General features: G+C 36.4%; 17 protein-coding genes and 1 tRNA gene. 13 read left to right on the top strand and 5 right to left on the bottom strand.

Translation table 11 applies throughout. The features are described from left to right. Positions 1–21 precede the first annotated feature (21 nt). Complete coding sequence (locus BMY50_RS23285; RefSeq protein ID WP_238383864.1) at positions 22–1,077, bottom strand: glycosyltransferase; 1,056 nt, start codon at positions 1,075–1,077, stop codon at positions 22–24. 236 nt (positions 1,078–1,313) lie between these two features. On the opposite strand from BMY50_RS23285, the gene tgt reads away from it, so the two are divergent. From tgt to BMY50_RS23300, 3 genes are all read left to right on the top strand, one after another. Beyond that, the gene (gene tgt / locus BMY50_RS23290; protein WP_093329819.1) at positions 1,314–2,444 is read left to right on the top strand and encodes a tRNA guanosine(34) transglycosylase Tgt; all 1,131 of its coding nucleotides are present in this window, start codon (positions 1,314–1,316) and stop codon (positions 2,442–2,444) included. A 91-nt stretch (positions 2,445–2,535) separates the two neighbouring features. Beyond that, the gene (locus tag BMY50_RS23295; protein WP_093329824.1) at positions 2,536–3,612 is read left to right on the top strand and encodes an LptF/LptG family permease; all 1,077 of its coding nucleotides are present in this window, start codon (positions 2,536–2,538) and stop codon (positions 3,610–3,612) included. Positions 3,613–3,627: 15 nt separating this feature from the next. Next, entirely contained in the window at positions 3,628–4,536 is a 909-nt protein-coding gene (locus BMY50_RS23300) for a DMT family transporter (protein WP_093329827.1), read from the top strand. Between the two features lie 27 nt (positions 4,537–4,563). Here the strand turns inward: BMY50_RS23300 and BMY50_RS23305 are convergent, their stop codons facing one another. Continuing rightward, the gene (locus tag BMY50_RS23305) at positions 4,564–5,745 is read right to left on the bottom strand and encodes an acyloxyacyl hydrolase (RefSeq protein ID WP_238383865.1); all 1,182 of its coding nucleotides are present in this window, start codon (positions 5,743–5,745) and stop codon (positions 4,564–4,566) included. Positions 5,746–7,129: 1,384 nt separating this feature from the next. On the opposite strand from BMY50_RS23305, the gene BMY50_RS23310 reads away from it, so the two are divergent. Beyond that, positions 7,130–9,988 carry a hypothetical protein gene (locus tag BMY50_RS23310; RefSeq protein ID WP_093329841.1) on the top strand — a complete coding sequence of 953 codons (2,859 nt, stop codon included), beginning with the start codon at positions 7,130–7,132 and terminating at the stop codon, positions 9,986–9,988. 162 nt (positions 9,989–10,150) lie between these two features. Further along, complete coding sequence (locus tag BMY50_RS23315) at positions 10,151–10,462, top strand: hypothetical protein (protein ID WP_093329845.1); 312 nt, start codon at positions 10,151–10,153, stop codon at positions 10,460–10,462. A 4-nt stretch (positions 10,463–10,466) separates the two neighbouring features. Here the strand turns inward: BMY50_RS23315 and BMY50_RS23320 are convergent, their stop codons facing one another. After that, positions 10,467–11,147: an MCP four helix bundle domain-containing protein gene (locus BMY50_RS23320; RefSeq protein ID WP_093329849.1), complete on the bottom strand. Its 681-nt coding sequence runs from the start codon at positions 11,145–11,147 to the stop codon at positions 10,467–10,469. Between the two features lie 191 nt (positions 11,148–11,338). Between BMY50_RS23320 and BMY50_RS23325 the strand changes: the two genes are divergently transcribed. Together BMY50_RS23325 and BMY50_RS28245 are read left to right on the top strand one after the other, a co-directional pair. Beyond that, entirely contained in the window at positions 11,339–13,333 is a 1,995-nt protein-coding gene (locus tag BMY50_RS23325; protein ID WP_093329853.1) for a tetratricopeptide repeat-containing sensor histidine kinase, read from the top strand. A 16-nt stretch (positions 13,334–13,349) separates the two neighbouring features. Continuing rightward, on the top strand, positions 13,350–13,496 hold the full coding sequence (locus tag BMY50_RS28245) for a hypothetical protein (protein WP_162276662.1): 147 nt from the start codon (positions 13,350–13,352) through the stop codon (positions 13,494–13,496). Positions 13,497–13,555: 59 nt separating this feature from the next. Here the strand turns inward: BMY50_RS28245 and BMY50_RS23330 are convergent. Both BMY50_RS23330 and BMY50_RS23335 read right to left on the bottom strand, forming a co-directional pair. Beyond that, positions 13,556–13,645, bottom strand: a tRNA-Ser gene (locus tag BMY50_RS23330). A 124-nt stretch (positions 13,646–13,769) separates the two neighbouring features. Further along, positions 13,770–15,800, bottom strand: coding sequence for an HD family phosphohydrolase (locus tag BMY50_RS23335; protein WP_093330000.1), 2,031 nt, complete (start codon positions 15,798–15,800; stop codon positions 13,770–13,772). 359 nt (positions 15,801–16,159) lie between these two features. On the opposite strand from BMY50_RS23335, the gene BMY50_RS23340 reads away from it, so the two are divergent. The 6 genes from BMY50_RS23340 (at position 16,160) to BMY50_RS23365 (ending at position 23,657) form a co-directional block, all read left to right on the top strand. Beyond that, the gene (locus BMY50_RS23340; protein ID WP_093329857.1) at positions 16,160–17,014 is read left to right on the top strand and encodes an SPFH domain-containing protein; all 855 of its coding nucleotides are present in this window, start codon (positions 16,160–16,162) and stop codon (positions 17,012–17,014) included. An 87-nt stretch (positions 17,015–17,101) separates the two neighbouring features. Next, positions 17,102–17,287: an Arc family DNA binding domain-containing protein gene (locus BMY50_RS23345; RefSeq protein WP_093329862.1), complete on the top strand. Its 186-nt coding sequence runs from the start codon at positions 17,102–17,104 to the stop codon at positions 17,285–17,287. A gap of 57 nt (positions 17,288–17,344) precedes the next feature. Continuing rightward, entirely contained in the window at positions 17,345–18,523 is a 1,179-nt protein-coding gene (locus tag BMY50_RS23350; protein WP_202907927.1) for an acetyl-CoA C-acyltransferase, read from the top strand. A 74-nt stretch (positions 18,524–18,597) separates the two neighbouring features. Further along, positions 18,598–19,449, top strand: coding sequence for a hypothetical protein (locus BMY50_RS23355; protein ID WP_139202325.1), 852 nt, complete (start codon positions 18,598–18,600; stop codon positions 19,447–19,449). Positions 19,450–19,703: 254 nt separating this feature from the next. After that, on the top strand, positions 19,704–21,881 hold the full coding sequence (locus tag BMY50_RS23360; protein WP_093329870.1) for a S9 family peptidase: 2,178 nt from the start codon (positions 19,704–19,706) through the stop codon (positions 21,879–21,881). A gap of 138 nt (positions 21,882–22,019) precedes the next feature. Beyond that, on the top strand, positions 22,020–23,657 hold the full coding sequence (locus BMY50_RS23365; RefSeq protein ID WP_093329875.1) for a peptide MFS transporter: 1,638 nt from the start codon (positions 22,020–22,022) through the stop codon (positions 23,655–23,657). Positions 23,658–23,663: the final 6 nt, after the last annotated feature.

Consider the following 23,663-nt stretch of genomic DNA (forward strand, 5'->3'; position numbering starts at 1 on the left):
CATAAAGAATTGGTGGAAGTGCTATTTCCAATGAATGTTCTTTCTAAACAAGGACATAAATCCCATATATGAAATATAAAAGAAGTGAAATATTTCCATTATTGGTAGCCACATTATTAGCTCACGCACCTGCAATCTTTTCATAAGAGGGATATAAATGATCATTTGCAAAAGCAAACGAATTACATATCCTATAACAACTATCGGCCAAAAATAGGGTTGCAATATCAATATTAAAACGGCCGAAAAGTAAAAAAAGATAAATCCGAAAGCTTGTATGCTCAACATCAATTTATGTTTATTACGATAAGCGTTCCCTGCTCCAAAATGGCGTTTCTTTTGCTGTTTATAGGCTTGGTATGTAACTTTGGGATTACTCCATACCATGGCATCAGGATGAATACAGATTGCCACATTAGTACGCGTAGCATTTTGATTGACAAAAAGATCATCATCTCCAGACGGGATGTGCATATGAGTGGCGAATCCTCTCCCCTTAAAAAATAATTTTTTAGTATAGGCCAGGTTTCTTCCAACACCCATATATGCATTTCTTTTTAACGCATAACCAAGGTAATTTATCGCCGTTTGAAAGGTCTCATACCTAATATATTTATTTAATAAGCCTTTCATTCGGGTATAAGGGGAATATCCTAATACAATTTCTATATTGCCTTGAAACTCCTGCGCCATATATTTTAGCCATTGATCTGATTGAGGATAGCAATCAGCATCTGTCAATATTAAATGTTCATGCGAGGCACCCTTTACACCCAACGTAACAGCAAATTTCTTACCATGTCTTGTATGGGCATTTTCTGAGATATCGATGGTACGCAAATGTTTGTATCGCTGTTTAAATTCCTTTAAGACCCAATTTGAATCATCACTTGAACAATCGTTTACTACAATTACTTCATATAATGGGTATTCTTGTTCCAGAATTTCTGACAGATACATACGCAGGTTTGATTCTTCATTTCTGGCGCAGACAATAACGGATAAGGGTGGGTATTCGATATTCTCCTTTAAATCTTTAACCTTGTAAACCTTCAATTTTCTATATACAAAGAGCATGTAATATAGCTGGAATAACAAAAAAAAGCTAAACAAAGCGGGTAATATATAACGAAGGTATTGTTCCAATGTGTCTTTGAAAAGTGATAATTAGCTGCAAACTTAGATAAAATTGCTTTCAAACACAATTTTGTAATCTTTACTTTAACATAATAGATTGTATAATAGACACAATTTATCTAAGTTTGCACGTCAAAATAGCAAAATATATTGCGCCGCATAAAGCAGCATTCTACATGAAGTTCACGCTACAATCTACCGATAATTTGTCAAAGGCCCGTGCAGGGGAAATAGAAACTGCTCACGGAACGATACAAACACCTATTTTCATGCCTGTTGGCACCGCTGGATCGGTGAAAGGTGTTCATCAACATGAACTAAAGAAAGATATAGAAGCGCAAATTATATTAGGAAACACGTACCATCTTTACTTAAGACCAGGTCTTGATGTTATTCACGCAGCAGGAGGTCTACACAAATTTAACGGATGGGACAAGCCAATATTAACGGATAGTGGTGGCTACCAGGTATATTCGCTCACTGATGTCAGAAAGATAAAGGAAGAAGGGGTAACATTTAGATCTCATATTGATGGCTCTAAACATTTGTTCACTGCTGAGAATGTCATGGACACACAGCGTATTATTGGTGCAGATATTATTATGGCTTTTGACGAGTGTACACCTTATCCTTGTGATTATAAGTATGCAAAGGAATCACTAGACATGACCCATCGCTGGCTTAAACGCTGTTGTGAACGGTTTGATTCAACCCCCTCTCTCTATGGATATGAGCAAAGTTTGTTTCCAATAGTACAAGGTTCTGTATATAAGGATTTACGAGAAAAATCTGCCGAAACAATAGCTTCTTTTGACCGTGATGGGAACGCCATTGGAGGCTTATCTGTAGGGGAACCCGCCGAGGAAATGTATGCAATGACTGAAGTAGTAACGAACATTCTACCAAAAAATAAACCACGTTACTTAATGGGGGTTGGAACACCTATTAACATACTTGAAAATATAGCGCTAGGGATCGATATGTTCGACTGCGTAATGCCAACTAGAAATGGGAGAAACGGCATGTTGTTTACCAGAAATGGGATTATTAATATAAAAAATAAAAAATGGGAAGCCGATTTTTCTCCTATAGATGCTGATAGTGATTTACATACTGATCTGTTTTATACAAAAGCCTACCTACGTCATTTAATTCACTCAAAGGAGTTACTTGGCGCACAAATTGCGACTTTACATAACCTTCACTTTTATTTATGGTTGGTAAAAGAGGCCCGTAATAAAATTATAGAAGGTTCGTTTTACGAATGGAAGAATAAGATGGTAAAACAGCTGGGTGAAAGATTGTAGCTATATTGCAAAAGGCATTAATGTAACAACAAGCTATGTTAAGCCGTCTTGCTAATAGTAAAAAAACTAAATATTTTTATAGCTATATTATATGAATATTATAGACAAGTATATCATTAAAAAGTATTTAGGTACTTTTATTTTCACCATGGCCATTTTCACTGTGGTAGCGGTAATATTTGATATATCTGAGCGAATGGACGACTTCCTGAAAAACAAAGCCCCGCTCTCTAAAATTGTTTTCGAATACTATGCCGGCTTCATTCCATTTTATCTCAACTTTTTAAGTCCACTCATAAATTTTATTGCCGTCATCTTTTTCACTGCGAAAATGGCTGATCAAACAGAAATCGTACCTATCTTAAATGGGGGTATGAGCTTTAAACGATTTTTAAGGCCCTATTTTATTGCGGCCTCCATTATATGTGCCGTTACTTTTGTATTTAATATTTACATTATCCCTCGTACAAATAAACTTAAAATCGGATTTGAAAACATCTATGTGAAACCCTTAGACAATAACAGCAAAAGTTCAACCCATATGCAAATAGACAAGAATAGCTTTGTCTACATTGATAACTTTGATAACGACCGGAAGATCGGTTATAACTTTATTCTCGAGACCTTCAAAGGACAAGAACTTAAAGAAAAACTAATTGCCGATCGCATTACCTGGGATTCTATAAAAAACAATTGGAAAATAGAAAATTACACCATTCGTACAGTAGACGGACTAAATGAAAAGATGACAAAAGGAACCACTAAAGATACAACTTTAGACATGGCTCCCCGAGATTTTGAGATACGCGACAATGTTTTTGAAGCAATGACTACTCACGAACTTAATGAGCGAATTAAAAAAGAGGAGATTCGAGGGACTGGTTTAATGGTCAATATGAAACTAGAAAAATATAAACGTTTTGTTTACCCTTTTTCTGCATACATTCTCACATTAATGGGTGTTTCCTTGTCTTCCAAAAAAGTACGCGGGGGGATCGGCTTGAGTTTGGGGCTTGGTATTGCCCTTAGTTTCACCTATATCTTGTTTATACAATTCGCGAATATGTTTTCTCTTAAAGGCGGATTACCTCCAATTATAGCTATATTTATTCCGAGTGTTATCTTTTTACTAGTAGGTTTATACTTATTATATAAAGCACCAAAATAGTCATTTCATAAACACATGCCACAATCTAGCATTAACCGAAACCTGCTATTATTGCATTTAACGGTAATCATATGGGGTTTTACGGGTATATTGGGTGCATTAATTTCAATATCAGCCATTTATTTGGTGTGGTACAGGGTTCTGATTGCGTTCATATCATTGTTCCTTTATTTTAAGTTTACTAGACAATCTATCAAAATAAACAAGGGATCTCTTTTAAAATTCACCCTAACAGGAGGTCTCGTGGGACTTCACTGGATATTATTCTTTCAATCTATAAAGCTATCCAATGTCTCCGTTACATTGGTATGTATGTCTTCTTTAACGCTCTTTACAGCATTGTTGGAACCGCTGGTTAACAAACGAAAAATTGAATACCTTGAACTTATCATCGGTTTATTTATTATCATCGGTATCTATTTAATCTTTAAATTTGAAGCAAAATATGTAATAGGCATTATCCTTGGCTTATTATGTGCCTTTTGTGGAAGTCTATTCACTATCATTAACAGTAAACTCATAAAACATAGTAAAGCAACTATAATTAGCTTCTATGAAATGTTGGGTGCTTGGTTGTGGGTATCACTCTATCTTTTTTTATCGCAAAACTTCACAAATAAGATGCTATTGACTAATAGCGATTTAATATATCTGTTAATACTAGGAACTGTCTGTACTTCCGCCGCCTATGTGGCAGGTGTTTCTGTCATGAAAGAATTAAGCGCATTCAGAGTGGCATTAATTACAAATCTTGAGCCTGTTTATGGCATCGTTTTGGCCTTACTTTTCTTCAAGCAAGAGGAGAAAATGAGTCTTGGCTTTTATGCCGGAGCACTTATCGTTTTAGGGGCAGTTTTCTTATATCCGATATTTAAGTCAAAGATAGAACACAGAAAACTAAAAAAGCAATTGCCTATAATTTAAATCATTGCTACTTTTTTAGGCAGAACCTTATTTCTTTTTCCGTAGATCCAACGTGTACCCTGCGGTCCATTCAATAAAATCGGCCTTACCTGCATGAGCCTTTATAGAAACGCCTGCAAAAAGGTCTTTGTATACATTATAGCGTGCGCCAATACGTAAAAACATTGGTTTATTTTCTATGTTAAATTCATTTTTGTGAAGGTAGTAACCTATATTACCATTTAAGTATAATCTGGATGTTAGTAAATGATCTATATAAAAGGCTGGCCCACCGGAAAATAGTGCTCCAAATGTTCCAGCTTTTTCACCAGCAATAAGCGCATCATTCCCTGAGGCGGAGTAAAAGACGTTGCCCCCCACTCCCAAACGCCATTTGTATCCAAGAAACCGGCTCCAGAAGATCCCTAAAGTAGACTTAAAATATTTCTTGGGATTAGCCCTATCTAATTGCTTGAAGCCAAAGGCATAGTTAAAATGCAGCTCATCCTCTTTAGGATTAGGGCCTACATACTCCTTTCTAAAATCAAATGGTTTACTACTTGGAATATAGGTTACAGCCGCCGTCAAAGGTAACAAGTTAATACCTGTGTTGGGCAGTCTAAGGGCGCCATTAGAAAAATGGTGAAAAGCTAAGCCAAGACCAAATTGGAAATGTCTGCTCAATTGATAATTTACCTGTCCACCGAAATCAATATAAACATTATTCTTCGTACCTATTAATAAATTAAAGGGGTTTTCATCTTCATCATAGGGATTAAATCTACCTGAAAGGCCTAACGAAATTCTGTAATTAAAACCCCATTTACTATTTATACGCGGTCTAATAGGAACCGCCACAAAGCCATAAACCGCATAAGGATTACCTACGTGAGCAAGGCCAAATGTACTTGAGTACAATCCGAAACCATAGATGGGATAATTAAAAAGTTGATGATAAATATTTCCACCTCGTTTTGTTTGCCAGCCAATTTTTAAATTAAATGCATTGTAGTAAGCATCGTGAAGGGACTCTTTGGCACGCTCATTTCCAGCAAGGACACCACCGCTTTCGTGTTCCAATTGGATAACTAAGTGTTTCTTTTCATCAGTTATATAAGTGGAGGAATCACGAAGTGAAAAGGTGCGCGGGTGGTATTGTGCTGATGCGTAAAAAGCAAAATTGACAAAAAACAAGGTAATAAATGCAATAATTGAGTACGTTTTGAACATAAGCAAATTCATAAATTCGGGGATGTCAAAGGTAAAAGAATAAGCAGATATTTTATACTATTTATAGCTTAAAAGTGCTCCCCACAGACCATTTAGTTAAAAAACACAAATAGAGAGCCTCTAAAGCATCAAAACACAGCAAGTATAACTCTTATTGTAATTTCCAAAAGAGCGCCTTAAAACGCTTAAAAAACAGCAAATCCAAATCTACGAAATGCTTAAATTCCGAAAATCAATGATTATTCGATGTAGGTTGGGTAATCTATTTATTAAAAAGGTAGCCTAAAAAAGGAAAACATTTCACTATCGCATCATTACTTAGTGTATAATACCTTATTTCAATTCGTCTCAAAACCACGACAAAGTTGGTCTTCAATATATCTCCCTGTGTTAAGATTTTTATCAACGAAAATAAAGGCAGACAAAGCGTTTCACCTACCACCCTTTTTACCTATACCCAATTCAATATTTATAAAAAATGGCGATTCTCATTTTAATTTTATGCTGTACAAAGCATTGCTCAAAACACCTAAGCATTTCGGTTTTTTAGGGCCAAACATAAAGCAAAAAATAAAATTAGCGCCAGTACCTAAAAAGTGTCTTTCCTTTTAATCCCTTATCGGTGAAATAAACATCTACAAGCTTACCTTGTCTAGGGCGAAAGAACAATATGAAATTAAAAAAAAAAACAGAAAATTGAAATCATTTACTTTATCAACAAAATACACTAAGTATTTATTCACTTCAACAAAATGCTATTTAAATTTCAGAGCAAAAAAAATAGTGGTCAATAAACAAAGGAGCAAAAAAATTATAACCACACCTATATAATGTTTTTTTTAAATTGGCAAATCAAGTCATCTTTGAAAGGGGGACAGATCAAAAAAATTGCATACTCATTTTAACTACTGGAAGATAAAAGAAAATATTTCTAAAGATTTTTTCATTTAAATGACGGCACTATTTTACACCTATTCTAGCATTAAGTCAACGAAAAGAAAACAAGAAAAAACGTTCAAACACAAATAGCACTTTTCAATGGATATTAATTTATCTTCGTACAGAAACGCCCATCAAGACTAGCTTTTTCTCAGGCTGTCAAATCATAAAATATTTTATCTCTATAATATTCTCCCCAAAATTTAAACTGGCAATAGTGTACATTGTGAAGAAAAATCATACCTTAGTATTTAAGGTGCGTTCTTTATATTAACAAGTAAAAATATCAATATTTTAAATCGATATTTTCTATTAATTCATGTAAATGATAAAACCATTAAGTACTTAAAATCAAATACTTAAACTTACATAAACAAATAAATTATTTATATTAAACAAACACAGTACGCAATCAAAATACTACATTTTTTAGCAAACTTTTTTAATGAACGTATATAAAACACATATAATATTAAAAATCAATATATTAACAATAATTATATCAACTTTAATATCACATAGGGTAAATGCCCAAATTTTTGATGACTATCAAAACCCTCCAAGTGTAAATTGGAAACAAATAAATACCGCATCATTCCAGGTTATATATCCAGCAGAATTCGAAGAAGAAGCACAACGTCTCACCAATAAAATGGAACAGACTATAAGGGACCTCCAAAAGTCGATTAGTATAAAACCAAGAAAAATATCCATTATTCTGCAAAACAGAGATGTTGTTTCTAACGGTTTTGTACAACTCGCTCCCAGGCGATCTGAGTTCTCCACCACTCCCCCACAGGAAATGGATTACCAAGATTGGCTTAACAGTTTAGCGGTTCATGAGCTTAGACATGTGGTCCAATTTGACAAGCTAACGGGCTACCTGAAACCTCCCCTATTCGAGCAGCTTGCCCTCGCCATTTTCGGCATTACTTTACCCCCTTGGTTTTATGAAGGCGATGCGGTTGGTATCGAAACTGCACTGAGCTCTGCCGGAAGGGGCCGTCTTCCATCTTGGGAAATGCCATTCAGAACAAATACACTAAGTGGTATAAAATACAGTTATCAAAAAGACTTTTTTGGCTCATTAAAAAACATCACACCGGGGTACTATCAATTGGGTTACTTCATGACCACTAAAATGCGCAACGACTATGGGGGAAACTTTTTAGACAGCCTATTAACAAACATCAAGAAGAACCCCATCCGGCCCTATAACTTTAGCCGCAGCTTACAAAAATTCACAGGCCACAATACGAAGAGGTGGCATAGTGAAACGGTAGGCGAACTCGATAGTTTATGGCGCCACCAATTAGCAAAAACGCAACCCATAAACTACCCAGTTTTCCCTCAAGAACAGAAACAGGAAGTGATGGATTTCCTCTTGCCACAAATGCTTCCGAACGGAAAGATTCTCGCCATACAGCGGAGCTACCATAGTGTACCGAGGATTGTTTGTATAGATAGCCAAAATGTAGTTACTGAAATTATAAAAACGGGCATCCAAACACAAGCACATTTCTCGTACAACGCTAACAAAATAACATGGGATGAAATGCGCTATGATAAGCGTTACCTAAAGCAAACCTTTCACGTCATAAATGTCTTGGACCTTAAAACAAATAGATACAAACAGCTAACGCACAAAACTCGATTCTTCGCCCCTACTTTAAGTCATCAAGGAGATTCTGTTGCTGCAGTAGAAATAAATCTGCGTAACGATGTAAGCTTAGTTATTCTGAACAGTAATACGGGCAAAGAATTAAATCGTATAAAAATCCCGGAAGGCATTGTGCTCCAAAGTCCATATTTCAAAGAAGATGGAAAAAAGGTAATCACAATTGCCCGCAGTCAAAAGGGAACCAACCTAATGGAAATTGATCTTCAAACAAATGCTTTTACTTTTCTGATCGACTGGCAGCAGCAACAGATGGAGCGGCCGATATACACCTCTTTTGGTATCCTATTTAAAAGTCACTTCAATGGCATCGATAACATCTACTTACTTTCCGGACCATTAAAGACGATCAAACAAGTAACCAATGTTGCTTTCGGGGCATTCAATCCTTCTTACAACGAGCACCGAGCCACGCTGCTATTCAATAACTACCAGCCCACCGGTTATCTTATAAGCCAAGTTAAAATAGACAAAAACAAACTGGACAGTACTACCAAGAACCAGAATCATTTTATAAACTATTTTAAGCCCCTTTTAAGCCAAGAAAACCCAAAAGACACCATAATGCCTGTAGAACAAAAAATCTTTGCTTCTAGCGCTTATAATGAAGTTAAGCATTTATTCAACTTTCATAGTATTTCCCCAGTGGGCGACGATATTTCGAGCATTGATAATTTCGATCTTGGTTTGCAGCTTATGTCAGATAATATGCTAAATACCTTTTCAACACGAATTGGTTTTAACTATGATCAAAACACTAGTAGGTCTGATTATTTTGTATCTGCATCCTTCAAAAAGTGGTTCCCAAAAATCTCTGTTCAATATAGAAACCAAGCCCAGCTGAGCAGCATACGTTCACAAAACAATTCTAACGAACGGATCCCCCTACGTTGGAGAGAGCATTATACGGAAATTAAAACAACCATTCCGCTTACTTTTAATCGCTTAAATACAATCTATAGTACTGGGCTGGCCATTGGCACCAGCTATACAAAACGCTACCAGATAAGCATCCCTAATCTCAATATTGCAAACTTCGATAAAGTAAACTTTCCCTTGTTGGTGCAATATTACTTCAATAGAAATGAAAGAAGGAGCGTTCAAGACCTTGCACCTAAATGGGGCCAAAATTTTAATTTCATCTATCGCAACCTGGCATTTGATAAACGTTTGAGTGGAGCCATTTTTTCAATGAAATCAACACTTTATTTTCCCGGACTATCCAACAATCACTCGCTTCAAACTCGCTTCAATTTCCAGCAACGTTCGGGTGATTATAGCTTAACGAATGATATTCCGATGATTAGCGGATATGATCAATTAGCATCCTCTAAAGTTAACAACACATTATTTGTTGACTATAGGTTTCCAATAGCCTATCCGGATTGGGATATCGGTCCTTTAGCATTTGTAAAACGTCTTAAAGGGGGTTTCTTTGCAGATTTCGAAAACTTTGCCCAAAGAACAAATTTTTCTCCGCGCACTTTCGGGATCGAGTTGCGGGCAGATATGAATTTGCTACGATTCTATCTTCCTAATTTCGATGCCGGCATAAGGGCCATTTATGTTAATGAGTCTAGTCCACAGAAAGTAATATTTACGTATGGACTTAGTTATACATATTAAGCTTAAGCGGTTAATCAAACAATGATATAACTATTTTTTAGCAGAAGTCATTACCAAATTAAAAGTTTAAACAAAACAAGAGCGCTTATTTATTGTTTTAAACTCAAGCGTAAAATATTGTCATGTAATTCAAAAAAAGTATTTTAGCATAAAATTTATCTTATGAGTGCAAAAACCATTTTTATCATCATACTTACTGTATTAGTTACAATCGTACTGATGAAGAACACCGATGAGGTTATTTTTTGGATTTTTGGAGATCGGTATATTCCCAAATTAGCCATATTGGGCTCGATGTTTGCCTTTGGTTTAATCATTGGATTTTTATTGGGAAGGCCACGCAGGAAGAAAGAAATAAAAGAAATTCCTACAAAAGGTAACTTTCAAACAACAAGCACGCCGAAAGAAAACGAGGAGTTCACCGATCCGTATAGGCCAAACCTAAGTGATGATGATAGGAAATATATCGATTAACTGTTTAATTCATATTAAAAGGTTGTTGACTTTTAACTACACTTTTGGATTCTAAAACCAGCACTACCACCATTACGCCAATCACGATCGACAATCCAATTTGAAGGATGGAAAAAAGCTTTGTACCAGAAACAACGAATTGGGCATCGGCCATTAATTCTCTACCAACCTGCGTTTGGAGTTTCTCCAGCTCAGATAATTTAGAGATGGCCATACTCAAAGCAATCTCGCTTTCTTTTTTATACTGTTCTGTTTTCTGAAAAAGCTCAGGCAGAGAAGCACCCAATAATTGTTTCTCCAAATCCGTGTATGCTGCCAAAAGCTCTTTAAAGTTTTGCAAATATTGTTTTTCTTGTGCCACCAGATACGTCTCGCTATACTTGTTAAGTAAAGAATCTATAGCAAGACTATGAGGTTTCAGCTGATTACCAAGTCCTATTAGCTGAGAGGGGGAGGAACTACTTACAAAATCTAAAATCAAATATTTTTTCGCATGGAGATGTTCTGCCATGTAAAAGATATCTGAAGCTGGAACTAATCGGTCGTCATATAATGACAAGAGAGAATTGCTAATATTCTTAACGTTTTTATCTTCCAAAACCCTAATTAATATAGTACAAGCCATTATACAAAACAACAGAGAAGCAACTTTAATTTTTTGCTTTATAAAATACGTCCACTTCATAATCGAAATCAGTTAAGTTTGAGAGATCGGTTTACTCGCCTAGCTTAATGGTTTGGAAAAAAACAAACTTAATGAAAATTCTGCAGTCGCACAATTTGATTTACATAGAAACATGGCCTTGTTTCTACCTGTTTTCCGGTAATTTCTGTCAAAATTTCGAGAAGTAAAGAAATATTCACAATTTTAATAACATGTCCAAACTTTTACGCCTTACATTTTTGCTCTTAGCCTTGTCGCTATCCAGCAAAGCTCAACAACCTCTAAATGGTCCAAAATATGCCGACAGCTTACAATCCTTATTAAAGAAGGGTTTATCTGACAGTATTAAGGCGAGGGCGAATTTTCTTTTATTTACTTTTTGGCTCCCTAAAGATATCTCAAAAGCAAAGCAATATTTGGATGATGGTAAAAGGTTAAGTATAAAATACCCATTTTTAAAAGGAATCTCGTATGCACAAGATGGATATTTTTATTATGCTACAGATCCGGCAAAAAGTGAAATTGCCTATATGAAAGCAGATAGTATTCTTAAAAAATTCAACACAAAGGAAGCTTATAATGTCCGTTCAAACTTGTGGGTAAATTATGCGGTTATCCAACAACGCAAAGATGACGACAGAGCTTTTATAGATATTATATTAAACAAAGCCATACCGCTAGCCAAACAGTTTAGTGACAGCACTATGCTCGGCTCACAATATGTTGCAGTAAGTGTTGCATTTATGAATTTAGAGCAGTATGATAAAGCAGAAACTTATCTGAACACTGCTATTCAATTTTTAAGGAAATCAACAATAGAACCCTCCCGCTTGGTAGCGGCCTATAACAGGGCCGGAGAAAATTACATCTTATTGAAAAAATACCCAGAGGCCAAACAAGCGTTAGATAGTATTAAGCACATACTAACCCCCTACCCTCAATCAGAATTATACGCAGGATACTACCTGGTTGAAGGCATGTACTATCATCATCTAAATGAATTTCAAAAGGCATTGATCAGTTTTGACAAGGGTATTGGAAGTGCAAATGGGCCGAATAAAGTCTATAGAATTCAAGAGATTCAGTTTTTTAAAATCAAATCGCTAATTGCTGCAAAAAAATTTCAAGACGCGAAGAAAATACTGTTAAATCTTTCATCTGACGAAGAACTTATGTCGCTAGATGATAGTCGACTGGAAATATATGCGGGTATGTCAGAAACATATGCTGGATTAGAAGACACTCGGTTGGCCTATCTATGGAATAAACGTTACAGTGAATTAAGCGACAGCTTAAATGCTAGTCGGCTAAAAAATGACATACATGAATTAGAGATAAAATACCAAGATGCCGAGAAACAAAAGAAAATAACAAAGCTTGAAGCAGAAAAGGAAAAGGCTGTTCTCTCTTCCAAGAATACGAAGCTTGCAAATTGGCTATTAGGTATAACGAGTGTATCTCTTTTAATAATAGCTATTTTTATTCTGTACTATTATAGGAACAAAGGGAAATTAGCTACACAAAAAGAAATAAATTATAAACAACAACTGAAAGAAATGGAGCACCAGCAGCAATTAATAACCACAAAAGCTGTATTAGAGGGCGAGGAAAAGGAGCGAGCCAGAGTAGCCCGTGATCTCCATGACGGCCTCGGAGGTATGTTGGCAGGTGTCAAAATAAACCTTTCGGGTTGGGCGGCTAACCATGATACGCAAACACAGGATGTGGAGTTAAGCAGAATAATAGGCCAGTTAGATAATTCTGTAAAAGAACTAAGGCTTATAGCGCGGAATATGATGCCTGAAACCTTGCTCAAATTCGGTCTGGAAACAGCGCTTAGAGATTTATGCGAATCAATAATGTCTGAAAGTCTTCATGTTGATTTCCAACCTTTCGGCATTAAAAAGGACATACCACTGCCTATACAGATAACCGTTTATCGCATCGTTCAAGAAATATTATCTAATACTATTCGCCATGCCAAAGCAACCAACATCGTATTACAGTGTAGCTTGAACGAAGGAATTTTTTTCATCACAGCGGAAGACAATGGAATAGGCTTTGATGCTAATACTTTAAAGGACAAAGCAGGCATGGGACTGAATAATATTAAAAATAGAGTTGAATATCTAAAGGGTAAAGTAGAAATCATATCTACAATCAACGAAGGAACTACAGTAAACATAGAGTTAAACACAAAAATCTAAACAAAATACCTTCGCTATGCTCGGTGGTCCCGAAAAGGGGATTGGCGGTGTCGCGCTAGCCCCGCACGCAGAGGCTACCACCATCCCTGATAGGGAGGCTTCAAGCAATAGAAAGCCACTCGCTATGCTCATTAGTTTTTTTTCATTTAAGCCATTTGTTTGAGCAAGCTCACAAATGGCTTAAATGAAAAAACCCGACTCATCGTCGGGCTTTCTATTACTTGGCGGAGAGAGCGGGATTCGAACCCGCGGTACCGTTTCCAGTACGACAGTTTAGCAAACTGTTCCTTTCGGCCTCTCAGGCACCTCTCCTTTCCTTTTGGGAATGCAAACCTAATATAAAATTTTATTATTTCAAATTTTATAAATACCAAATACCATAATTTTTCAACTTATAAAGCTATCAAATTGGAGCACAAGCCAATAAATTATTTATTTATACTATTCGCTTGACTTCACCCTTCTTCACATCATAGTCAACTCTTACGTGATATATACTCATCAACATGCGTTTAAAGATTGCCCGGATAGTTTCAATCTCTTGCATGGTTATATTACTGTTCTTAAATTGCCCTTGACCTAACTTGCCTTCTATAATTTTATCAACCAGATTACTTAGATTTTCAGCATCTGGCTCCTTAATGCTTCTAGAAGCAGCCTCAACAGAATCGGCCATCATTAATACCGCTGTTTCCTTAGAGAATGGGATAGGCCCTGGGTATCTGAATACTTGTTCATCCACTATTTCGTCAGGGTGATCTTTTATAAATGCATTATAAAAATAATCTGTTCTAGTGGTACCATGGTGAGTTCTGATGAAATTTATAATAGACTCGGGGAGCTGATGTTTATGCGCTAAATCTACGCCCTTGCTCACATGTGAAATAATAATTTGAGCACTCTGCTCATAGGTTAATCCATCGTGCGGATTATACCCTTTCGTTTGGTTTTCAATAAAATACTGGGGATTTTGCATCTTGCCAATATCATGGTATAATGCACCTGCTCTTACCAAAAGGGCATTCCCCCCTATTCGATAAATAGCCGCTTCCGCTAAATTGGCGACTTGCAACGAATGCTGGAAGGTACCTGGAGCTTTATATGACAATTCTCGTAAAAGTGAAGAATTTGTATTTGTAAGCTCCATTAAGGTTACATCGGATGTTATACCAAACAAACGTTCAAACGCATAAATCAAAGGATAAGCTAAAAGTGTTAAGAGTACACTCACAATGAAAGGGACGAATGAGGCGTACCCAACATCCGAAATGGAGCCGTCGCGAATTAAGATAATACCTAAATAGGCAACAAAGTAAGTGATTAAAATTATGATGGAGGATATAAGAAACTGCTCTCGTTTTACCAATGTTTTAATACTATAAATACTCACCATACCTGCGGTAACCTGAAGAAAAGCAAATTCGAAACTATTAGGTACAAAAAAGCCCGACACTAATACCATAAGTAGATGAATATTCAAGGCAAGTCGTGTATCAAACAAAATACGTACAATAATCGGTACAATACAAAATGGAATATAATATAGGCTTGTGAGTTTAAGTTTGAGCGCCCACGACAATACCACAAGCATTCCTGTCACCACAAGCAGTATAAGCGACAGTAGCCTGTTGTTAGAAAAAACGTCAATTCTAAACAAATAAAGAAACACCATTAATAAGGTAATAACCAACCCTACTATGAGAAATTGGCCAACAACAACAACGTTTCTATCGCCTCCGATACGAGCCTCTTCTTCATAAGCTATCCTTAAAGATTCCACTTTTTGAAAAACCTCATTATTTACCATACTTCCTGAAGCGATAATTAACTCACCTCGCTGTACCATTCCCTTGGTTGTGGAAATATTACTTAATGCGTCTGCAACCAATTTATCCGTTAGCCGTTCATTGTAAATATAATTCGGTTGAATATAATCTCCAATTATACTTTTAAGCCACTCTTTTTCTGTAAGCGCCTTTTTTGACTCAATGATTGTGTTTGCGTAAACTAGAGCAGATTCCCTTGTGTAAACTTCCGCCGTGTTTTTCTTTTCAGCAACATTTTCAGTAGCTAAGTTAAAAGTATAGTTTTCTCCATTCGTCTGGAATCTCTTAGTTAGCGCAATAATACCTCTGTCATAAACATGAGACAAAATTTGGGTCACAGTAGAGCTATATTCAGGCATATCGTTATCTTCCAGACCACTCCCTTTCCACTTTGCTTCCAATTCGTTTAGAAAGCGCTCAATTTCATCTTTTTTTTCTTGAACATGATTATCATAAACAGGATAAACTGAAGATAAGATCTGTTCACGATCAGTCTTCAATTCGCCAGGTGTTTTTAATATCGCAAAATTATAAGGTGCAATCAAATCTTCATGCATCCATATTTTACCTTTTTCGTATTCAAACCTAAATCTCGGTTGTTTAGGCAAAAAAATACATATAATGACGACACTGAGAATCATCATTCCGTATTTGAGTGCTACAGGATTACCTGAATAAATGGAGGAAGGATTTCGACTTTTTGACACAATAATTTAGCTAATATTTTAATGCAAACCTTATACAAACTTAGATAAAAACTCCGAAAACTAAACTTTGTTCTCGAAACAAAGGTTTAACAACACCTAATACTGTATTCATCCACTACAAATTAAATAAACCTGAATTGGTTAAAGGATCCACCTACCCCTTGGAACAACACCAATTTGCAGTTCACGGGTACCTTCAAAAAAATGAGCAAACAAATTATTTATAGACAAAAAGAATAGGAAAATCATATATTTTTTGATATCATTGTGATATCATTATAAAACATAAAATCATGAAAGAAGAAAAATCAACCACTGCATTATCCGGCTATGTAGCTACTGTTATACTTTTAGTTATCGCCGTGACAATATATGTTAGCGCTGTATATAATAGTCCACTGTTTACTATTATCGGCATTATTCTCTCCCTGATTATCCTAAAGGGACTTACCGTTATCAATCCAAATGACGCTAAGGTTTTGATACTTTTTGGCGAATATGTTGGAACAGTGAGACAGGACGGCTTCTTTTGGGTTAATCCATTTGCAGTAAAACGAAAAGTTTCCTTAAAAGCACGTAATCTAAACGGGCATAAAATGAAGGTTAACGACAAATTAGGAAATCCAATAGAGATAGCTGCTGTTACTGTTTGGATGGTAAAAGATACCGCAAAAGCATTGTTTGCCGTAGATGATTATATACAATACGTACAAGTTCAAAGCGAAGCGGCCGTGAGACACCTGGCAAATTTATTTGCATATGATAACTTTGAAGACGAAGAAGCGACTATAACACTTAAAGACGGTGCCCAGCAGGTTAGTCAAATGCTAGAGAAAGAACTCAACGAGCGACTTGAGAGGGCGGGAATCGAAGTGATTGAAGCAAGAATTACGCATTTAGCTTATGCTCCTGAAATAGCCAGTGCTATGCTCCAAAGACAACAGGCTACCGCGGTAGTAGCTGCCCGTAAACAAATCGTAGAAGGAGCCGTGGGTATGGTAGAAATGGCATTAGAGCGATTATCAGAAAAGGAAATTGTTCAACTAGATGAAGAAAGAAAGGCGGCTATGGTTAGTAATCTGTTAGTTGTGCTGTGCGGAGAAAAGAGTGTTTCTCCTGTAGTAAATGCAGGCACGCTCTACAATTAATTGAAAGTGTTAGAAAAACATAAATTTGCATAATAAATTTTAGATAAATTCAAATAGTTTCTTTTATTAGGCTAAAGAAAACAGGGAATGGGAGAGAAAAAAGCATTTGCTTTACGTATTAATCAAGAAATGCTAAAAGAGCTAGAAGCATGGGCTTCTGATGAATTTAGGAGCACCAATGGTCAGATAGAATATTTACTCCATGAAGCCTTGCGTCAAAGAAAGAAAAATATTAAAAAAACCACTGTCAAGGAGAAAAAAATGGGAGAATAATCTAAAAAATGTAGATTTTAATTATCTTGTCTCGCAACCAAATATTTATATATCCACATGATTAACGAAGTATATATTGTCGCTGTTGCAAGAACCCCTATCGGTAGCTTCGGAGGAAACCTTTCTGGTTTTACTGCGACTGAATTAGGCAGTATCGCCGTGAAAGAAGTGGTGAGACGTGCCGGTTTGGAGTCCACTTCCATTCAGGAAGCGTATATTGGCAACGTTTTGTCAGCCAATTTAGGGCAAGCTCCAGCCACTCAAATTGTAAAACAGGCTAAATTAGGCAACATTCCGGCAACTACTGTAAATAAAGTCTGCGCGTCGGGCATGAAAGCCATTATGCTGGCGGCTCAAAGTATTGCTTTAGGAAATAATGACATAGTAGTAGCCGGCGGAACGGAAAGCATGAGCAATGTACCCTACTACCTCGATAAGGTGCGCAATGGTTATCGATTAGGACATCAGCAAGCTATTGATGGTCTTATAAAAGATGGTCTTTGGGATGTCTATAATGATTATCATATGGGATCGGCCGCTGAATTATGTGCAACCACTTTTAATATAAGTCGTGAAGAACAGGACGACTTCGCAGTAAGTTCTTACCAAAGAGCCCAGGCTGCATTAAAAAAAGGTGCATTTAAAGAGGAAATTGTGCCGGTAGAGGTGATAGACCGTAAAGGCACCAGCACCCTTATTGAGGAAGATGAAGAGATTAATAGTGTTAAGTTTGACAAAATCCCCACGCTAAAACCCGTCTTTAAGAAGGAAGGAACCGTTACAGCGGCAAATGCTTCTACTTTAAATGACGGGGCAGCTGCATTATTATTAATGAGCAAAAATAAAGCCGAGGAATTAGGGATAAAACCACTAGCGCGTATTTTGGGTTATGCAGATGCACAGCAAGAACCTGAGTGGTTTACCACCGCTCCGGCAAAAGCAATTCCAAGAGCATTAAAAAGTGCCGGTATACATGCCAATTCAGTAGATTTTTATGAAATAAATGAGGCCTTCTCCGTCGTTTCCATAGCCAACAACCAGGCGCTCGACTTGAATCCAGAAAAGGTAAATGTTAATGGAGGAGCGGTATCCCTCGGGCACCCTTTAGGTGCTTCTGGTGCAAGAATCGTGATTACCTTACTTTCCGTGCTGCAACAACAACAGGGAAAAATTGGTGTGGCCGGCATCTGCAATGGCGGAGGGGGTGCAAGCGCAATAGTAATTGAAAGATTATAAGACCTATTTTGAAATATTATATAAACTAGTATTGCAATGCGGCTAATTAATCTTTGCACTAATTCATTTTATCGATGAGGAAAAGCTGTATCATCTTATTGTATATTGCATCCTGTACCTGCAATATGCTCCCTTCTAGCGCTCAAACGCGCAATAATAAAGTTTTGCTAACAGATAGCTTGATCAAGTTGGGTTTTACGATGTACAACGAGGTCAATGAAGCCGAACGTTTACAGGCAAATTATTCTTTTATCAAGACATTGGTAGCGTTATTAAAAACGCCCTACTCATTCAACATGAAGCTAGATACATTGAAAATGATCTCCATACAGCAGCCGTCTGATAATTTATTTAAAATATTTTCGTGGCATATAAAACTAGATGACGGTTCATTTAGATACTATGGTACAATTCAAGTAAATACAAAAGACGGACAGCTAAAATTGAACCCAATAGTTGATCAATCTCCTAACATAAAAGATCCAGATCATGAAATTCTTAATGATGGCCAATGGTATGGTTGCCAATATTATGATATCATTCCATTTAAAAACATTAAAAACCAATACCTATTATTGGGATGGAAAGGTACGAATCCCGACATCACACAGAAAATAATTGACGTACTACAACTGTCGGATAACGGTGTTACCTTTGGTAAAGCAATATTTACCGGAAAAGGAATAGATAGTAGCAGAAGCCGGATGATCTACCGATTTAATGCGCGAACAAGTATGCTATTGAAGCATGAAAAAACCAACAACAACGTGATAATGGATCATCTGGCTCCGAGTGATCCTAAATTAAAGGGAGAATTTAAATATTACGGACCAGATATGAGTTATGACGCCTGGCAAATAAAAGACGGCCAATTAATTCTTGTAGAAGACTTGCCGCTTAAAAATGACCCTAATCCATCAAGATAATCCAGTTCTTCTATAGATCATTACCCATAAAACCTAAATAAGCATTATGAAATTTCGAATTTTCCCAACAAACCTATTACAATTCTATAATTTATATCTATAATTAGTAATTTCGGCGCCATGTTTTTGAACCGGTCTGAATTAAGTATAAGGACCTTTAGCAAGCAGCAGTTTTATAAAAATGCACGACTATACAAACAGATAATAGTTAGCATACAGAAGCATTACTGCTTTTAAAATGTAAATTTATTCGAATGAAAAAATCTTTAGCAATCCTAATGCTAATGGGAAGTACATCCTTTGCCCAGACACCAAAAAAAATCACCTTAGAAGATATTTTTCAAAAAGGTACATTTGACACTAAAACAGTAACTGGCTTACGCTCCTTAAACGATGGTAAAACTTATGTATCAATAGAAACGAATCCTGAAACTCATTTAAAATATGTAGCGCGAAATAATTACAGCGATGGAAAAACTATCGGCGCTATCTTTTCCGAGAAAGATTTGTTCTACAAAGGCAGAAAACTACCTGTCAGCACAAACTTCAATAAAGATGAGCGTAAAGTCATCATTGCAGATGAAGAAGAGGCAATATATAGACGTTCTTCTAAGGCAAACTATTATGTTTTTGATATCGCAACCAAGAAAATCACTGAGGTTTCCCCAAACGGAAAACAATTATTTGCCACTATCTCACCGGATGGAAATAAAGTGGCTTTTGTAAGAGATAATAATCTCTATATAAAAGATCTGAACACAGAAGTAGAAGAAAAAATCACACAAGATGGTGAAAAGAATAATATTATCAACGGGGGTACCGACTGGGTATATGAAGAAGAATTTTCATTTGCCAAAGCTTTTTTTTGGAGTCCGGACAGCAAATCCATCGCTTATTATAAATTCAATGAAACTAACGTTCCGGTTTATTCAATGACTATTTATGAGAAGCTCTACCCAACAGAATATCAGTACAAATATCCTAAACCTGGCGAGAAAAACGCTATTGTAAGTATACATCTATACGATACACAGCAGAAACAGACAAAAACAGTTGACATAGGCGAAGAGAAAGACCAGTATATCCCTCGTATAAAATGGACGCAGGATCCAAATATACTTTGTGTTTTCCGAATGAATCGTCATCAAAACAAGCTAGAATATCTTTTTGCTGATGCTAAAACCGGAAATACTAAAGTTATACTAACAGAGGAAAACAAGTATTATATTAACATTAATGACGATTTAACTTTCTTACAAAACGGTAAGCAATTTATTCATACCAGTGAGTTGGACGGCTTTAATCACCTTTATTTATACGATATATCAGGCAAGATGATTCGTCAGATCACAAAAGGCAACTGGGAAATAACGAAGCTTTATGGTGTTAATGAAGAGAGTAGCACGCTGTACTATCAAAGTACAGAAAGCTCTCCCTTGCAAAGGGATATATACGCAGTCCAAATTAATGGAAAAAATAAAAGAAAATTAAGCCATCAGCCAGGAACAAATAACGCCACCTTCAGCACTGATTTTAGCTATTATATACTAAATCATTCGAGTGCTAAAAGCCCTGCATATATTACATTACATGACAGGAAGGGTAAATTAGTACGCATCTTAGAAGATAATAACCAAGCAAAAACGATCGCTCAGGAATATGGCATCAAAGGATCCGAGTTTTTTCAATTCACTACGTCTTCTGGTATTGAACTAAATGGCTATATGGTAAAACCAGTTGATTTCGATCCTACAAAAAAATACCCGGTACTTATGTATGTTTATGGAGGGCCTGGCAGTCAGAATGTTGCCGACTCGTGGAGTGGATCTAGGAGTCTCTGGTTTAGTTATTTAGCGCAACAGGGATATATCGTAGCTTGCGTAGACAATAGAGGGACGGGATTTCGGGGACAAGCATTTCAAAAGTGCACCTATTTAAATCTAGGAAAACTGGAAACGGAAGATCAAATTGAAGGCGCCAAATGGCTCGCGAAACAGTCTTTCATCGATCCAGACCGTATCGGCATATGGGGATGGAGCTATGGAGGATACATGTCTTCTCTCTGTATTACAAAGGGTGCAGATATCTTTAAGTTAGCAATAGCGGTTGCCCCTGTTACAACTTGGAGGTATTATGATAGTATTTATACAGAACGGTATTTAAGAACACCACAAGAAAATGCTGAAGGATATGACCAAAATTCTCCTATAAACTTTGCTGATCGCTTAAAAGGCAAATTTTTACTCATTCATGGAACGGGCGATGATAATGTGCATTTCCAGAATAGCATCATGTTTTCAGAAGCACTGATCCAAGCTAACAAACCCTTCGAGCAGGCCTATTATCCTAATAAAAATCATGGAATCTATGGAGGAAATACAAGTTTGCATTTATATAATAAGATGACAGCATTTGTATTGGAAAATTTATAAACATTTAATTAATGGTCGTATGATAGCATATTATTCTGTTATTTTGCTTATTAACAGTGAAAAATTTGCTATACTGCGGTTGTCTAACTATCTTGCGACCAATCGTTAACAGTATTTAGAAACTAAACCGAGCTATAAATGCCCATAAATAAACCCAAGCATCCTAAAGGGTTACCAATTTTATTCCTTACCGAAATGTGGGAAAGATTTGGTTATTACCTATTATTGGGCATATTATTACTTTACTTAAAGGACCCTAAAGGCGGTTTTGGTTATGAAAATAAAGAAGCTTCTGATATCGTTGGAACTTACTTAGGCTTGGTATACCTCACCCCCTTTGTGGGTGGTTTATTGGCAGATAAAATATTGGGATATAGAAGGTCCATTATTCTGGGTGGTCTATTAATGTCTGCCGGATATTTCTGCCTAGCAGTTCCTAATTCAGAGATGTTCTGGATTGCCGTATTACTGCTAGTTATAGGTAATGGTTTTTTCAAGCCAAATATTTCTACCCTATTAGGAAATTTATATAATAACGAAACCAATAAGTCTTTAAAGGATGATGGCTACAACATTTTTTACATGAGTATAAACGTTGGTGCTTTTATTTGTAATTTTGTAGCAGCTTATATGCGTAACGCGTATGGGTGGGGCTACGCTTTTGCTGCTGCCGGTATTGGTATGCTAATTGGCGTATTATTCTTCATTGGGGGCAACAAACATATCAAGGCTGCTGACATCATGAAACCTGCAAAACCTGAAGATATGTCGATAAGTAAAGTATTATGGATTGTCATTATTCCAATGCTTATTTTCGGTGTTATAGGGTGGCTGATCCCCGGAAACATTTTTGGCTCTGACTCTACAGATGCTTTTATAATAGCATGTATTCCTGTTATAGGATTTTATATCAACCTCTTAATCAAGTCAAATAAAGATGATAAATCGAGAATTGCAGCGCTCCTTTCTATTTTTGCTGTAGTAATTGTTTTCTGGGCAGTTTTTAAACAAAATGCGTCGGCACTAACGAATTATGCTGAAACCTATACCGACCGTCAAATTTCAGCTGAAACAGCAACTTATTTAAAACCATTTGGTATGGTTCAGGAAATTTCTATACAGCCAGATACTTTTCCAAAATACGATGCTTACTTTCGTCCCGTCAAAAACGTTCAAGGAGAAATTGAAACGGTAATATCGCCAAATCCATACTTTCAAAACCTTGATAAAAATAACTGGCCAAAAGAAAACCAACCAATCCAATTAATATCCACCGAAATATTTCAATCAATTAATCCTTTTTTCATTGTACTTCTTACCCCTCTGGTAATTTCATTGTTCTCTCTTTTAAGAAGGCGAAAAAGAGAACCATCAACACCAGCCAAAATTGCTTGGGGCCTATTGATCACAGGTATTTCAACAGCTATAATGGCATTTGCGATTTATAGTACAGACATCACACAAGATAAATCTTCGGCCTGGTGGCTCATTGGGTCATATGCCGTTGTTACAATAGGTGAATTATTCTTATCGCCTATAGGCTTATCACTGGTTTCAAAAGTAGCACCAGCCAGATTAACTTCACTTTTAATGGGAGGTTGGTTCCTTGCAACGGCCATTGGTAACAAACTTTCCGGTGTACTTTCGTCTCTTTGGGACAACTACGACCACAAAGCAAATTTCTTTTGGGTAAACTTCACCGCATGTTTAATTGCGTCACTAATCATCTTTGCAATGATTAAATGGCTACGAAGCATTATTCAACAACACACATAAAAACAA

Source organism: Olivibacter domesticus (assembly GCF_900109575.1).
In the GTDB taxonomy this organism is placed as follows: Bacteria; Bacteroidota; Bacteroidia; order Sphingobacteriales; family Sphingobacteriaceae; genus Olivibacter; species Olivibacter domesticus.